The sequence below is a fragment of the Streptomyces sp. NPDC042638 genome (assembly GCF_040647235.1).
Lineage (GTDB): Bacteria > Actinomycetota > Actinomycetes > Streptomycetales > Streptomycetaceae > Streptomyces > Streptomyces rameus.
The window spans coordinates 232,948-247,813 of the sequence record NZ_JBEZBT010000003.1 but is presented as its reverse complement, the minus strand read 5'-3'; the positions used below and the strand labels follow the sequence as shown (position 1 = coordinate 247,813).

At 70.0% G+C, this 14,866-nt stretch carries 10 protein-coding genes; 3 read left to right on the top strand and 7 right to left on the bottom strand.

Annotated elements, in window-relative coordinates; translation table 11 throughout:
- Both AB0B40_RS04195 and AB0B40_RS04190 read right to left on the bottom strand, forming a co-directional pair.
- Positions 1 to 827, bottom strand: an 827-nt coding sequence (locus AB0B40_RS04195) for a hypothetical protein (RefSeq protein ID WP_362262718.1), incomplete at its 3' end; no start/stop codon positions are given.
- A 37-nt stretch (positions 828 to 864) separates the two neighbouring features.
- Positions 865 to 1,464, bottom strand: a complete 600-nt coding sequence (locus tag AB0B40_RS04190; RefSeq protein WP_345060545.1) for a hypothetical protein — start codon at positions 1,462 to 1,464, stop codon at positions 865 to 867.
- Positions 1,465 to 1,624: 160 nt separating this feature from the next.
- Between AB0B40_RS04190 and AB0B40_RS04185 the strand changes: the two genes are divergently transcribed.
- Positions 1,625 to 2,842 (top strand): dipeptidyl aminopeptidase, encoded by a 1,218-nt coding sequence (locus tag AB0B40_RS04185; protein ID WP_362262715.1) that lies wholly within the window; start codon positions 1,625 to 1,627, stop codon positions 2,840 to 2,842.
- 4 nt (positions 2,843 to 2,846) lie between these two features.
- Here the strand turns inward: AB0B40_RS04185 and AB0B40_RS04180 are convergent, their stop codons facing one another.
- The 3 genes from AB0B40_RS04180 to AB0B40_RS04170 all read right to left on the bottom strand — a co-directional run bounded on the left by AB0B40_RS04180 (position 2,847) and on the right by AB0B40_RS04170 (position 9,118).
- The gene (locus tag AB0B40_RS04180) at positions 2,847 to 5,372 is read right to left on the bottom strand and encodes an amino acid permease (protein ID WP_362262809.1); all 2,526 of its coding nucleotides are present in this window, start codon (positions 5,370 to 5,372) and stop codon (positions 2,847 to 2,849) included.
- A 202-nt stretch (positions 5,373 to 5,574) separates the two neighbouring features.
- Positions 5,575 to 7,695, bottom strand: a complete 2,121-nt coding sequence (locus AB0B40_RS04175) for a restriction endonuclease (RefSeq protein WP_362262713.1) — start codon at positions 7,693 to 7,695, stop codon at positions 5,575 to 5,577.
- 175 nt (positions 7,696 to 7,870) lie between these two features.
- Positions 7,871 to 9,118 carry a hypothetical protein gene (locus AB0B40_RS04170; RefSeq protein ID WP_345060551.1) on the bottom strand — a complete coding sequence of 416 codons (1,248 nt, stop codon included), beginning with the start codon at positions 9,116 to 9,118 and terminating at the stop codon, positions 7,871 to 7,873.
- Between the two features lie 125 nt (positions 9,119 to 9,243).
- On the opposite strand from AB0B40_RS04170, the gene AB0B40_RS04165 reads away from it, so the two are divergent.
- Positions 9,244 to 10,077 carry a hypothetical protein gene (locus tag AB0B40_RS04165; RefSeq protein WP_362262711.1) on the top strand — a complete coding sequence of 278 codons (834 nt, stop codon included), beginning with the start codon at positions 9,244 to 9,246 and terminating at the stop codon, positions 10,075 to 10,077.
- 533 nt (positions 10,078 to 10,610) lie between these two features.
- On the opposite strand, the gene AB0B40_RS04160 is transcribed toward AB0B40_RS04165, so the two are convergent.
- Positions 10,611 to 11,171: a GNAT family protein gene (locus tag AB0B40_RS04160; protein ID WP_345060555.1), complete on the bottom strand. Its 561-nt coding sequence runs from the start codon at positions 11,169 to 11,171 to the stop codon at positions 10,611 to 10,613.
- 466 nt (positions 11,172 to 11,637) lie between these two features.
- Between AB0B40_RS04160 and AB0B40_RS04155 the strand changes: the two genes are divergently transcribed.
- Positions 11,638 to 13,257 carry a recombinase family protein gene (locus AB0B40_RS04155; protein ID WP_362262708.1) on the top strand — a complete coding sequence of 540 codons (1,620 nt, stop codon included), beginning with the start codon at positions 11,638 to 11,640 and terminating at the stop codon, positions 13,255 to 13,257.
- 199 nt (positions 13,258 to 13,456) lie between these two features.
- Here the strand turns inward: AB0B40_RS04155 and AB0B40_RS04150 are convergent, their stop codons facing one another.
- A complete protein-coding gene (locus AB0B40_RS04150) occupies positions 13,457 to 14,833 on the bottom strand; it encodes a replication initiator (protein WP_362262806.1) in 1,377 nt (458 codons plus the stop codon).
- Positions 14,834 to 14,866 lie beyond the last annotated feature (33 nt).

Sequence of the window (14,866 nt, the reverse complement as noted above, 5' to 3'; positions counted from 1 at the left end):
GGGAGGACGAGGAGCACGCGGGCGGTCCAGTACAGGGCCAGCCCGACCCCGGTGACGAGCAGCGCCAGCAGCCGTCCCAGCCCGCGCGCACACCAGGCCAGCGCCCGGCCCACAGGTGCGAGGACCCACGTGTACAGCCATCGGGCGGGGAGGACGAGGAGCACGCGGGCGGTCCAGTACAGGGCCAGCCCGACCCCGGTGACCAGCAGCGTTAGCAGCCGTCCCAGCCCGCGCGCGCACCAGGCCAGCGCCCGGCCCACGGGTGCGAGGACCCACGTGTACAGCCATCGGGCGGGGAGGGCGAACAGATACCGCGCGAGGGCGGCGACGGCCGTGCGGGCCCCGGTCCCGACGGCGGCCAGCACCGCGCCGGCGCCCTTCAGCAGCCAGGCCAGCGCGTGTCCGAACGGGCACAGCACACGCGCGTACACCCACGCCAGCCCGGCGACGGCCCCGCGCGTCAGCCAGGCGACGGCGTGCCCGGCGGGGGTGAGGACGTGGCGGTGGAACCACAGCGCCGGTACGACGAGCAGGACGTGGCCGAGCCATCCGAGCGCCTTGCCGGCGGGCACCAGGACGTACCGCCACAGGCCCACCAACGGCCACACGAACAGGGCCCTGCCGGTCCACAGCAGGGCCCGCCCGAGCGGCCTGAGCACGGTGTCCCGCAGGAGCCGCCCGACGACGACGAGGACGTCCCACACCATCCGCACGGGCACGACGAGGACGAGGACGACGATCCGCACCGGCAGGCGGACGGCGACCACGAGGCATCCTTCGGGCTGCCCCGGCGGAGGCGGCGGGGACGGCGGCTTCTGCAGATCCATACCGGGGTAGACGCACGGACCGCCCGTCCGGATCCGGTCAGGCCCTGCGGGCCTTGTACGCCTCCGGGTAGCGCGCCGTGAACTTCACGGCCACCACCAGCAGGGCGATGGGGACGACCCAGTTGAACCAGTCGTCCTGGGACGGGTACCGCACGGCCAGCCAGGTCGAGACCGTCATCAGGGCGAAGGCCACGCCCCACAGGGCCGTCAGTACCCGGTTGATGTGCCGGAAGACGGGCGAGTCCCACACCTCGCGGGGTGTCTGCTCCCGGGCGTACTGCGCGGTGAACGGGTCGGCGAACAGCGATCCGAGCGCCACGACGGCCACCAGCCCGTTCGAGATGACCTGCGCGTACGTCTCCAGCCAGGCGAGCTGCCCCCGCTCCAGGGCCAGCGCGAGGACCGACAGCACGGCGAAGAACACGATGCCGGTGATGTCGAGCACGCGCAGGTGGCCGTGCAGCAGGTCCTGCCCGGCCAGGACGACCGAGGCGACCAGGGCGGCGAGAGCCGCGTACTCCCAGGTGCTGGGGCTCGCGACCACCCCGAAGATGATCCACGGGGCGAACGAGAGGAAGACGCTTCCCCCGCTGACGGATCTCCCGGCCGGGGCCTTCCGCGCCGTCTGCTGAACCATGGGGTTCCTCCCGCCCGGTCTCGCGGCTCACCCGCTCCTCCCCCATCGTGCGGCCACCGGGCCGTACCCCGCCTGTCGTGCGGTCCGGGCGGAAGGCTCCTAGCGTGAACATGCGGTCCGGACGGTCGGCGGTGTGCCGGTACGGCCTGGGGAGCGGCCCATGAACCAACGCTTCAGCGAGAACGTCCAGTTCGACTACGAGATCCGGCTCGCCCTGGGTTCGGCCTGGCGCCGGGGCGCCGATGTGGGCGAGGTACTGGCCACGGCCGCCGCCGTCGCCGACGCGGGCGGCGGCGGGGAGGCGTGGTTCACCGCCTGGGCGGAGCTGGGCCGCAGGGTCCGGGACCAGGCGGACCGCGGAGCGGCCGGGGGACGGACGGTGAGCGCCCGGGACGGCTGGCTGCGGGCCGCCGGGTACTTCGGTACGGCCCTGGTGGGCGCGGACGCGGTCGCCGGTCCCGGCGAACGGCCGGCCGAGGTGTTCCGCGAGCACCGCGCGTGTCTCGACCGCTTCCTGCGCACCGGGGACCCGCCGGCCGAGCCGGTCGCGGTCCCGTACGAGGGCATGTCACTGCCCGGGTACCTGGTCGGCCCGCCGGGCGGCTCGGGGCCGCTGCCCACGCTGATCGTCAACAACGGCAGCGACGGCCCGCTCAGCTCGGCCTGGACGCTGCTCGGCGCGCCGGCGGTGGCCCGCGGCTACCGTGTCCTGCTCTTCGACGGCCCCGGCCAGCAGTCGATGCTGTTCGAACGCGCGGTGCCCTTCCGCCCCGACTGGGAGAAGGTCATCACCCCGGTCGTCGACTTCCTCCTGTCCCGCCCCGACGTCGCCCCCCGCCGGATCGCCCTGGCCGGCATCAGCCAGGGCGGCTACTGGGTTCCGCGCGCCCTCGCCTTCGAGCACCGGATCGCCGCCGCGGTGGCCGACCCGGGCGTGGTCCGCGTCGCGGACAGCTGGTGGCACAACCTCGGCCCCGAGCTGCGCGCGCTGTGGGAGTCCGGCGACCGTGCCGCCTTCGACGGCTTCATCGGGGAGGGCCTGCGCCAGGACCCGGCCCTGGCCGCGCTGTGGCGCTGGCGGGCCAGGCCGTACGGCATCGACTCACCGTTCGACCTGCTGACGGAGGTCTCCCGGTACGACGTCACGCCCGTCGCCCGCCGGATCACCACCCCGCTGCTGATCACCGACCCGGACGGCGAGCACTTCTGGCCGGGCGCCGCACGGGAGTTGTACGACCTGCTGCCCGGCCCGAAGCACCTGGTGCGCTTCACCGAGGAGGAGGGTGCGCACCTGCACTGCGAGCCGACGGGCCGCGCGCTGTTCGAACAGCGCGTCTTCGACTGGCTGGACGACTGCCTGGAGAACCGCGCGCGGTAGCCCGCTACCGGCCGTCCGGGGGCGGCAGGTCCTGCTCGGTCCAGATCGTCTTGCCGGTGGCGGTGTAGCGCGTACCCCAGTGGTGGGTCATCTGGGCGATGATGAACAGGCCCCGGCCGCCCTCGTCGTCGTTCGCCGCGTGCCGCAGATTGGGCGAGGTGTGGCCGGTGTCGGAGACCTCGCAGATCAGGCTCCGGTCGCGGATCAGACGTACCCGGACCGGCCCGCCGACATAGCGGATGGCGTTGGTGACCAGTTCGCTCACGATGAGCTCGCTGGTGAAGGCCAGCTCGTCCAGTCCCCAGTCGCCGAGCTGCTTGCTGACGGCTGCGCGGATGGTGGCCACCGCGGCCGGGTCCGGCAGCAGCGCCCACTCGGCGAACTGGTTCCGGTCGAGCCGGCGTGTGCGGACCGCGAGCAGGGTCGCGTCCACGTCCACCGGCCCGGGCAGCAGGGTGGTCACCGCCCTGTCGCACAACGTCTCCAAGGGCTCCCCCGCGTCGGCGAGCACCTGGCACAGCTGGGCGAGCCCGGCGTCGCGGTCGTCGGCCGCCTGCAGCAGGCCTTCCGTGAAGAGGGCGACGACACTGCCCGGCGCGAACTCCAGTTCCGTGCTCTGGTAGGGCAGGCCGGTCATTCCCAGCGGCGGTCCCGGCGGCAGTTCAGGACAGGTGACGACACCCGTGTGCGGTTCGGTGACCGCCAGCGCCGGTTCCCCGGCCCGGGCCAGGCTGCACTTGCCCGAGACGGGGTCGTACACGGCGTACAGGCAGCTCACGGCGTGCGGCCTGCGGCCGTCCGGTCCGGACCCGCCCTCCTGCGCGGTCTGCTCGACCAGGTCGGTCAGGCGGAACAGCAGCTCGTCCGGCGCCAGGTCCAGCCGGGCCAGGACGCGCACCCCCGTGCGCAGGCGGCCCATGGTGGCCGCGGCACCCAGACCGTGATCGAGGACGTCCCCGACGACCAGGCCGACCCGGGCTCCCGACAGGGGGATGACGTCGTACCAGTCGCCGCCCACCCCGGACCCGCTGTCCGCGGGCAGGTAGCGGCTCGCCGAGTCGACGGCGGTGTGCGGCGGCAGGCGGTGCGGAAGCATGCTCCGCTGCAGTTTGAGCGCCACGCTGTGGCCGCGGGTGACCACCGGCATCAGCAGGACACCGATCAGCAGGGCGCCCAGGCCCAGGACGGCGACCCCGCCCGTCCGGCCGATCAGCGGCAGGTCGACGGTGGTCGCGCCGTAGTCGGGGGTCGCGTAGACCACGAAGGCGGCGTACAGGAACAGCAGGAGCATGATCAGCCCGCCCAGCCCCGGCAGCAGGCCCTTGAAGACCAGGTCCCTGACGTTGCGGGTGAGGGCCTTGCGGTAGAACCAGACGCAGGCGAAGCCGGTCAGTCCGTACTGGAACGCGATCGCGAGACCGACCGAGTCGACCGAGTCGGCGAGGACGTTCCGGCTGAACGACGACAACAGGAGCAGCACGGCGATCGCGGCCGCCCCCATGCCGACGGTCCCCCAGGTCGGGGTGAGGTACTTGCGGTGGATCCGCGCGAACCGGGAGGGGACCGCCTTGTGGACGGCCATGGAGAAGACGGTCCTGGCCAGGGGCAGGATGGTGGTCTCGGCGGAGGCCAGCGCGGAGGTCAGCACCATCAGGATCAGCAGTCTCGACAGCACCAGTCCCGTTCCGCCAGTCCCGAACACCGCTTTGCCGAGCCCGGAGAGGACGTCGTCGGAGTTCTCCGTGTTGCCCAGGCCGATGCCCGAGGTGCCGGGTCCCGCGAACGCCAGCGCCGAGGTGGACACGAGCCCGTAGATGACCAGGAGCAGGACGGTGGACAGGACCCCGGCCCGGCCGGGGATCCGGGTGCTGTCGACGGTCTCCTCGTTGACCGAGAACGCGGTGTCCCAGCCCCAGTAGATGAACACGCCCGCGAGGACGCCCGTGGTCAGGGCCCTCGCCGAGGGCACCGCGAAGGGGTTGAACCAGGAGGCGGAGACGTGGATCGCCGTCGGGGGAGGATCGGTGTAGACCCGCACCAGCGCGGCGACGGCGAACACGGCCAGCATCAGCACTTCCAGGCACAGCAGCCAGCGCTGGACAGCCGTGGAGAACTCGATGCCGACGTAGCAGATCGCGGTCATCACGGCGATCCAGACGACCCCCGCCACGGTGGTCCACAGCCGGTCCTCCGCCAGGCGGTCCAGCCCCACCAGCCGGAAACCGTAGGCGGCGGCGATCCCGGCGAGGTTCGCCATGACGATGATGTTGGCGACGATGATGCCCCAGCCGCCCATCCAGCCGGTGCGCGGTCCGAAGGCGCGGGTGGCCCAGGTGAAGGTGGTCCCGCAGTCGGCGTCGCTCGCGTTGAGCTCCCGGTAGGCGTACGCGATCAGCAGCATCGGGATGAACGCCAGCATGGTGACGATCGGGGCCTGCAGTCCGACCCCGGCCACGATGATGCCCAGCGCGGCCGCCAGGCTGTACGCCGGGCCGGTGGAGGCAAGACCCATGGCCACCGAGGAGAACATGCCCAGGGCGTTGTTCTTGAGCCCCTTCCGGCCGGCCCCCGTCCCAGGTGCGGGGCGGCCGGCGGACTCGGCGCCGCCAAAGTGCCTCACACTTGATTCCAACGCCGGGCCGCTTCCCTCCGCAACAGCGCGGGACCGCGTGACGGCCTCCGGTCACCCTTACGGGCAGTCCGGGCCGGCCCCGGGCACGTCGGTGGCGGTGTCACTCCACCTCGATGCCGTAGTCCCCCACGAGCTGCTCCAGACCGCCGGTGTAGCCCTTCCCGCCCATCACGAAGTCCCAGTCCCCGCTGGACCTGCGCCGGAAGGACCCCAGCACCAGCGCCGTCTCCCGGGCCCGGCCGTCGGCGACCTCCAGCCGGCCGAGTTCGGCCGCCCCCGCGTCGAGCAGACGTATGCACGCGTCGGTGAACCCGGAGAGGTCGGCCTCCGGGTTCACCTCCGGATCGACGGCCGCCACCAGCACGAGCCGGTCGGCCGTCGGTGGCAGCGCGTCGAAGGCGACCCGGATCGCCGCCCTGTCCGGTGCCACGGCGGGCATCGCGCGGACCGATCCGTCGGGAGTCCGCGGGTTGTTGAAGAAGACGAAGTACTCCTCGCCGACAACCCGGTTTCCCTGGCAGACCAGCGCGCACACGTCCAGTACGACGTCGCCGGCCCACGTCATGCCCAGCACGTTGTAGTCCTCGGCCGAGGACGAGCCCGAGGACGATCCCGAGGACGCGGACGCGGACGCGGACGAGGACGCGGACGAGGACGCGGGATCGGAAGCGGGCGCCGGCCGTGCCGGGGCGGCCGGCCCCGCATCCCCCAGCCGTCCGCGAAGCCCGTGCCTGTGCAGCAGGTCGACCAGTTCACCGCCGGAGATGAGTTCCAGGGGCTTGCCGCGGGCGAAGGTGCGGGAACCGGGCCCGAACCCGGACGTGGTCACCAGGACGCCCTTGTTCGCCCCCACGTCCTGCACAGTGCCGTACAGATCGCGCACCGCCGTCGGCGGCACGGTGTTGCGGTAGCGCTTCACCTGCACCACGATCTTGCCGCCTCGGACCGGCGTCGGATCCAGCGCGTCGACATCCACGCCTCCGTCGTTCGAGCGCTGGGTCGTCACGGCCTGCATCCCCATGGCGCGGAAGAGATCCGCCACCAGGGACTCGAAGGCGATGGGGTCCATGCCGTACAGGTCCGGCTCCTCGTCACCGCCCCGGGTGACCGCACGGCCCGAGACGTCCTGCGGCCGACGGCTGGGACGTACGGGGGTGAGCTGCTCGGGCCGGGCCGACAGCTGGCCTCTCAGCGCGTCCGTCAGACAGCTGACCGGGTCCACCTGTTCCAGACGCAGGCCGGCGAAGACCGCTCGCTGTGCCATGACGGTCCCGAGGCAGATGTGCGCCCGCCTGCCTGTGGCCGGGTCATGGGCGTCCACGAAACCGTTCAGGGCCACCGAGTCCAGCGTCCCGAACTCGTCCGCCGCGAAGAGCTGGTGCAGCACGAGCAGCATGCTCTGCGCCACCACCTCCCGGTACAGCGCGCGGCACTGGGTCACCGGGCGTGCCGTTTCCCTGTCCTGGTCCTGGGCGGGCACGTACCGCACCGACTTCACTTCGGGTACGACGCCGTACCCGGGAAGCTCCCAGTCCAGCACCAGCTGACGTCCCGCCGGGTCGTACGCCCCGGTGACCTGCCGGGGAAACCCTTCCGGCCACACTGCCGACGAGTAGAGAGCGGCGGAGCAGTACGCGACCACGGAGTCGGGGTCACCCCGTCGGACACCCTCGGTCACCTCGGTGATCCCGGCGTTGTGCCGGCGCACCTCGGCGCGCTCGGCCTCCGCCCGCTGCTCGTACTCCCGCCGCAACGCCGCCAGCCGCTGCTGTCGCTGCGCTTCGGCAGCCTGCGCCGCATGCCGGTCACGCTCGAAGCGCGCCCGCGCCTCCGCCTCGGCCTGTGCCCGCCGGCCTGCGGTCCAGCCTCCCTGCGCCTGGTACTGGCCCGGGTCGGGCATACGTACGGCCCACCCCAGCTGCCCCGGATCGAACGGCGGGATCTCTTCCGCCCGTGTCAGGGACGACGCCCTGAAGGCCGGCGCCCGGCACCCCGTGGCAAGCAGCCCGCGCAAGGCCGCCACCTGGGCTTCCAGCTCCTCCGTACGCCGCCTGGCCTCCGCCTGCCGGTACTCCCGGTGGCTCTGGGCCGCGAGCCGTTGGTGGGCCCTCGCCTCCCGTGCCTCTTCGCGGCGCCGCCTCGCCTCTGCTTCCACCTGCCGCTGATGCTGACGCTGCAGCTCAGCCCAGGCACCGACAAAACCAGCAGAGCGACGACTCATGCGCTACAGGCCCTCCCCAGGACGTCGGCATCGCCGACCAAGCTCTGGTTGCCCCCGCAACCAGTACCGACAAAGAGGACTGTATCCAGCGACCGCCGTCCCGGGACGGCGGCGAGAAACCTGACTGCCCCGGGGCCGGGTGCCGGCCTCGGGGCAGTCGGTCGTCGTGCTTGGGTCAGCCGAGCGAGGTGAGAAGGGTCTTGAGTGCCTTGACCTCGGTGGTCTTGTCCGGGTTCGGAGCACGCAGCGCGGTCAGGACCTGATCGATCTCACTGTCGAGGAAGTGCCAGGCCTGCTCGTTCTTGGGCTCGAGCGTGGGCTGGGCGTCGTCCCATGCGGTCTCGAGGTCGGTCACCCGGGTGGTCGCGGCGGCCTGATCGCCCGAGTCGAGCTTCGCCAGGGTGCCGGCCGCGATCGTGCGGAACTTGGCGATCGTGGCAGGAGGGAACGACGACGTCGCCTGCTTCGGGGTGAGATGCACGGTCGTCGGTGCGGGCGTGTCGTTCTCGCTCGCCGCCGCCGCGTGGGGCTGGTGGTGCGCCCAGACGAGAAGCGCCGCGGCTGCGACCGCCACGACGGCGTAGTAACCGAGCATGATCCGCTCACGCGCCGGGTTCACCGCCCGCGGGGCCGGGTCGGAACCCTCGATGACATCGCTGCGGCTGAACGTGAGATAGAGGATCGTAGCCAGGATCGCGGCCAGGAAGATCACGCTGGTCGCCGCGACACCGAGGCCCAGTCCGCCGTCGCCGCCGGGCGAGCCGAGCCAGTCACCGAGATTGGCGCCGAGCGGGCGGGTGAGGATGTAAGCCAGCCAGAAGGAGAGCACCGCGTTGGCACCGAGGCGCCACGCGAAGACGATCGAGGCGATCAGCCCGAGCGGAAGCAGCACGGAGACCCCCGGGGTCCAGCCGGTCAGCTCCAGCGTCCAGTCGCCGGTCGCGGTGCCGAGGGCGAAGGTGACCAGGACCGCGAGCCAGTAGAACAGTTCACGGGGGAGGGTGGTGATGCTGTGGACCGACAGGGTCCGCTCACGGGCGTACCAGATCCCGAAGACGACGGCGAGGACACCGGCGAACACGCTGCTGCTCAGCGCGAGGGGAACGCCCTGGCTGTCGGTGAGGATGTCGGTGTAAAGAGTGCCGGTGACACTCACCACGACCACGGTGAGCCAGTACACGGACGGGATGTAGCGTTTGGTGCTGAGCTGCCAGCCCAGGACGCCGGCCAGCACGACGGTGAAGATCAACGCCGTGTTGATCAGGCCGACACCGAGGTTCATGTTGATCCAGTCGGCGAAGCTCTCGCCGACGGTGGTGCACAGGATCTTGATGACCCAGAACCAGATGGTGACCTCGGGAACCTTGTTCAGCAGCTCCCGAGCGGGCGTCCGACGATTCTCGGGCGTCGTCGTGGTCGTCATGGAACCCCTCGCGTTCAGCGGTAGCGGCGCGGAGGGGGCGTTGAGGCGTCCCTCCCGTCCGCGCAACGCTAGACCGACTACAACCGTGTAGACAAGCGGGACCCTAATCCGTGTAGGGTGCCCCGGTGACTTCGATAGCTCGTCAGGCTCGTTCGGGCAGCACTGCCACCGGCGCCCTCCACGGCGCGCTCCGCGTTCCCGGGATCGTCATCGCCTTCTGGATAGCGAAGGGGTTGTCGACGGCACTGGGCGAGGGCGCCTCCGACTACCTCGTCCAGGCCATGGTGCCGCAGCTCGCGGTGGTGCTCGGTTTCGCCGCCTTCCTCGTCGCGCTCGTGATCCAGTTCCGCCAGGGCCGCTACCGGGCGTGGACCTACTGGTTCGCCGTCGCCATGGTCGGCATCTTCGGGACGATGGCGGCCGACGTGCTGCACGTGGCCGTCGGCGTGTCCTACACCCTCTCCAGCGCGCTGTACACGGTGCTGCTGCTGGCCGTGTTCTGGCTGTGGCGCCGCACCGAGGGCACTCTGTCGATCCACAGCATCGACTCCCCGCGCCGCGAGGCGTTCTACTGGGCCACCGTGGTCGCCACCTTCGCCATGGGCACCGCGCTGGGCGACTTCACCGCCTTCACCCTGCATCTGGGCTACTTCACCTCCGCAGCCCTTTTCGCGGTGCTGATCCTCGTTCCGGCGGCGGGGTACCGCTGGCTGCGCTGGAACCCGGTCTTCTGCTTCTGGGCCGCCTACGTGGTCACCCGCCCGCTCGGCGCGTCGATCGCCGACGGCCTGGGCAAGCCTCGCGCCGTCGGAGGCCTCGGCCTCGGCGACGGGCCGGTGGCCCTGGTCCTGCTCGCCCTGATCGTCCTGGTGGTCGCCTACCTGGCGGTGACCAAGGTGGACGTCCAACGCCCCCACAAGCCCGCCGCCGCACCGGAACCGGCCGCCACGCACGTGTAAGACGGCTCCCACGCCACCAGACACCCGTCGAGCCCCCTACCGCCAGGCAGGGGGCTCGACGGGTCACACGGTCACGCGAAGGAAGACGCCGGCGGCGACGGCGGGCAAGGGCCCGCAGCGACGACAGCTACCGGCGCACCCGCCACCTCGTGCTCGCGGGCCGGCGCCTCCAACGCCGGCGGGCCGTGTGCTTCTGCTTGCCCGTGGCACTGGCTTCTTCCGTGGCGGCGGAGCAGCAGACAAAAGGGCCTGCCTCACCGTCCGGCGATGGACTCCGTACTTCTCTGCCAGAGCCCGCTGCGACAGTTCCGGATCAAGACGCTTGTCCCTCCGGATCGCAGCGAACAGCTCCGTCCGCGACAAACCCATCCCGGCCTCCCGACATGAGCGTGATCAAGCGACACGGCCTCCGTGACCGTAATCGACGCACAAACCCTGCCGTCGCCGGGCGGACGGAGCAGCGCATTCACTCCGAAGAGGGCAGGTCGCCGGTAGGCTGCCGCAGCCTCACTCTGCTCCCGGAGGCTCGGCGTTCACTCAAGGTCGCTCATCGAGTGCAGCTCCGCAAACTCGTCGGCGAGTATGCCCATGACGACGAGATCATGGTGTCGGTTGGCAAAGAACATGTGATCGCGCAGGCGCCCTTCCTCGGCGAAGCCAAGGCGGCGGTGCAGTGCCAGCGATGCCTCGTTGTGCGCGAAGATCCGCGCCTCGCACTTGTGGTATCGCCGCTCGGCGAACATGAATCGCAGCAGCATCACCACGGCTTCTGCCGCGTAGCCCTTGCGGCGTTGCCCAGCACCCACCGTGATGCCGTACTCGAACCGTCCCGCCCGCGGATCTGCGTAGTGGGAGCCGACAGCCCCGACGATCTGCCCCGTGTCCACGGCTTCGATGGCCAACGTGAAGCACTCACCATCGGACTTCGCGACGGCCTGTTCCTTCGCCCAGGCGCGGAACCCCTCGGCAGACCGAGGCGGATGCAGCAGGTCTCCCGACCGCTCCTCATCGACGGCGAAGCCCACGAACGCCGTCCAGTCCTCGGGCTCGATACCGCGCAGCCGTACCCGCTTACCAGTCCAGAACGAAGTCATCCCCTATTCGATCACGCCGCAAGATGCGACGCACAGGCCCTCCTGACCCTGGCCTGAACTGCCTTGTCATACCGGTGGAGCCAAATCAACTTCGTACGTCATGGAGCCGCGAAACGCTGGTGCGCTGGTGCCCAAGCAAGTGCTTACAAACACACTCCACCTCGGAAACGATGTACTGGGTACTTCCAGGGCCCGGCAACGGCGTCCGAGAGGGCGCCGACGGGCGAGGGGCAGAAGCGCCGACCGCAGCCGCCACCTCGTCCCAACTCGCTCCCGCCAGCGCCTCAATCACCCGATCGAGTGCCTCACTCACCTCACCTCAGTGAGAGTGACCGCTCGCCGCCGGCGTCGGACCCGCGTTCTTGACCGTCAGGGGCAGCAGCTTCTTGCCGGTCGGGCCGATCTGGATGTGGGTGTCCATCTGCGGGCATACCGCGACGGCCCTACAACCGCTACCGTGCTGGTCATGGGGAAACATGGAACGAGGCGCACGGCAACTGACCGTCGCAGCTACTCAGTTGAATCTGAGTGGTCGGACGCCGACTTAGCGCTTTTAGAGGACCTGAAGAAGGCGGAAGCGCTCCTGCCCGACGACGCGCCACGCGCGCTGCTGTCGGTCCGACTGTCGGTACTCACCGAGGAAACGACCTCGCCCGTCCGCCAGGAACTGGATCTCCGCATCATGGCCCGAGAACGCGGCTGCCGAGTCGTGGGCGTCGCCAGCGACCTCAACGTGTCGGCGACCAAGGTTCCGCCCTGGAAGCGCAAGGAACTGGGAGACTGGCTCAACAACCGGGCACCGGAGTTCGACGAGCTGCTCTTCTGGAAACTGGACCGCTTCGTACGGCGCCTCTCCGACCTGAGCACCATGATCGACTGGTGCTTGAAGTACCGGAAAAACCTCGTCTCCAAGAACGACTCCATCGACCTGACCACGACGGCCGGGAAGATCATGGTCACGATCATTGGCGGCATCGCCGAGATCGAGGCGGCCAACACGAGCACCCGTGTGGCGAGCCTCTGGGAGTACGCGAAAACCCAGACTGACTGGGTCCTGGGGAAGCCCGCGTTCGGATACGAGACGGCCGAGGATGAGAACGGCAAGGTCGTCTTGGTCATCGACCCGATGGCGCACAGAGCACTTCACTGGTGCCGCAAGGCCGCGCTGAGGGAGCGACCCGCCTCCGCACGTCGCATGGTCAAAGTTCTTGTCCGTGCCGGTATCTGCGGGGACGGCCTCACCGCGTCGACCCAGCTCCGGCGCCTACGCAATCCCGCCCTCATGGGCTACCGAGTAGAGGAAGACAAGGACGGGGGCATCCGCCGCTCCAAGCTCATTCTGGGCGCCGACGGGAAGCCGATCCGAGTGGCGGACGGCGTCTTCACGGAAGACGAGTTCTACAGCCTCCAGGAGGCCTTGGACGCACACGGCAAGGATCAACCAAGACGCAGCCGTGATGGAGCGACGAAGTTCCTCGGAGTCATGATCTGCGCCGACTGCGGCACCAACATGACGGTGCAGAAGAACTGGCGGAACGGGAAGCTCTACCAGTACCTGAGATGCGGCAAGTGCAAGGCCGGCGGCCATGGGGCCCCGAACCCCGAGGACATCTACGCCAAGCTCGTCGAGGACGTTCTAATGGTGCTCGGCGACGAGCCCGTCATGACGCGCGAGTACCGCCAGGGCGCCGAGGCTCGCAAGGAACAGCAGCGCCTTGAAGAGGCCATCAGTTACTACATGGCCGGTCTTGAGCCTGATGGCCGCTTCACGAAGACGCGGTTCACGAAGGAAAGGGCAGAGAAGACACTGGACGACCTGATCAAGCAGTTGGAGTCCATCGACCCCGAGTCCGTCAACGACCGCTGGGTGGCGGTGCACAACGGCAAGTCGTTCAGAAGCCGCTGGGAGGAGGGCGGCATGGAGGCCATGGCCACCGACCTGCTCAGGATCGGCGTGAAGTGCAAGATCACGCGGACGAGAGTGAAGGGCGTGCGGGCGCCGCACATCCACATGAAGCTGGTAATTCCCAAGGATGTTCGGGACCGTCTCATACTCAAGGAAGACGACTTCGCCGAGGCCTTCTGAAGGGGCCCGATAGCCACGCCAACGCAGTTGCCTCCCGACGTACACCGGAGGCAGCTGCGCCTTTCACGAGAACCAGGACACGGGGTCGAACGGCTCTTCCGTGCCGTCGTCATCAACGATCACGATCTCGCTTTCAATCAGGCTTCGAGGCGTTTCTTCGCCTGACCGAAGCGCACACGGGTCCAAGACCAGTTGGCATTCACGTTCGGGTGGAGCTGGTATCCGCTCCACCCCCCTCTTGCCTCGCTTCCCGCCCCAGCCGTCGGGACTCTGCAAGATCGTCGGCGATTCCGGCTGCGATGAGTGCTGCGCCGGGGGTGTGGCCGGAGCCGACGTAGCGCCAGTGCCGTTCGGTGACCGTATGGGGAGTCTCGGTATGGCCCATGTGGTGGGCGCGTTCGGCGCGGAGTGCTGCGTAGGTGGTGGAGTAGGCGCGGGATTTGGTGAGGATGTGGCCCCGGTAGCCGAGGGTGTGAGTCCAGTCCCGGAGACGTAAGGGCTCGTATTCGGGGAGGCCGCCGAGGTGCCAGCAGGTCCGCATGAGGGTGCGGACGTGTTCGCTCACGGGTGCCGACTCGATGTCCGCCGGATTGGTGACGGGGTGGTCGAGGCCGGCGCCTGTCTCGCTGGCTCCCTTGGTGACGTATTTGGCGACGTACGCGGCAACGGCGTCATCGTCGGGACCGTCGCCGTTCGTGCGCAGGGGCCGGGCGTCGACCTGGACGCCCCAGCGCAGTTCCAGCTCTCCCACGGCAGAGCTGTACGGGGTGTGGACCAGGACGCGACAGGCGGAGGCGCGCACGGCGTCGGCAAGCAGCTCAGTGGTTCCCCAGGCCGGGGGTTCGTCATCGGCCCCGCCCGGTCCGTCGAGGCGTACGACCGAGTGCACATGAACGGCAGCACGCTTCTGGTACTCGGCGACGCGTGCGAAGGACAGCCGCGCGTGCCGCGTGAACTGGGACTGCACGAGGCCGACCGAGGAGGCGAGGCGGCGGCGGACGTCGATGACGAACCGGTCCCACAGCTTGGAGGCGTGCGCGTGCCACAGCACGTGGGTGGTGTAGTCGTAGCAGCCAGCGCACAGCGGTTGGCCGGTGGCCGGAGCGTCCGGGGTATGGACGGCGCCGCAGCCGAGGGGCCGCCCGTGCTCGCAGGTGCCGCCTCCGCGGCGAGGACGGCACGCATCCCCAGAGCGGTGGACGGGGCCAAAGGACGGGGCGGTCAGGGTGACGAAGAGCCGAGGCCGATGGCGGACCGTGGAAGGGACGTTCTTGCCGCCCAGCAGGCCCGCGCGGACGAGGTGGAAGGTGTCTCCGGCGTGGAGGCGGGAGCAGGCGGGGCAGACGGTCGCGCGGCGGTTGCGGCAGCGGACGAGGAGACGTTCACCGGGTTCGGTGCGGGTGTCGTAGTGGTGGAGGATCTCGCCGGTTGTGCCGTCCACGGTGGTGGTGGAGCCGGAAAGGTGGACGGGGTGGGCGCATCCGCCGGTGGCGGTGACCTGCTCCAGCCAGCGGGGAAACTGAGGGCCTTGGGCAAGGCGTATGGCGTCGCGGTCTGTCTCAGGGAGCTGACGCAGGCGCGCCGCGCGGTCGAGGGCGGCGCGCCTGTC

Excerpts from the sequence above, each read along its gene's own strand:
- AB0B40_RS04190 (WP_345060545.1), bottom strand. The coding sequence starts at position 1,464 with ATGGTTCAGCAGACGGCGCGGAAGGCCCCGGCCGGGAGATCCGTCAGC.
- AB0B40_RS04185 (WP_362262715.1), top strand. The coding sequence starts at position 1,625 with ATGAACCAACGCTTCAGCGAGAACGTCCAGTTCGACTACGAGATCCGG.
- AB0B40_RS04180 (WP_362262809.1), bottom strand. The coding sequence starts at position 5,372 with ATGTTCTCCTCGGTGGCCATGGGTCTTGCCTCCACCGGCCCGGCGTAC.
- AB0B40_RS04175 (WP_362262713.1), bottom strand. The coding sequence starts at position 7,695 with ATGAGTCGTCGCTCTGCTGGTTTTGTCGGTGCCTGGGCTGAGCTGCAG.
- AB0B40_RS04170 (WP_345060551.1), bottom strand. The coding sequence starts at position 9,118 with ATGACGACCACGACGACGCCCGAGAATCGTCGGACGCCCGCTCGGGAG.
- AB0B40_RS04160 (WP_345060555.1), bottom strand. The coding sequence starts at position 11,171 with ATGACTTCGTTCTGGACTGGTAAGCGGGTACGGCTGCGCGGTATCGAG.
- AB0B40_RS04155 (WP_362262708.1), top strand. The coding sequence starts at position 11,638 with ATGGGGAAACATGGAACGAGGCGCACGGCAACTGACCGTCGCAGCTAC.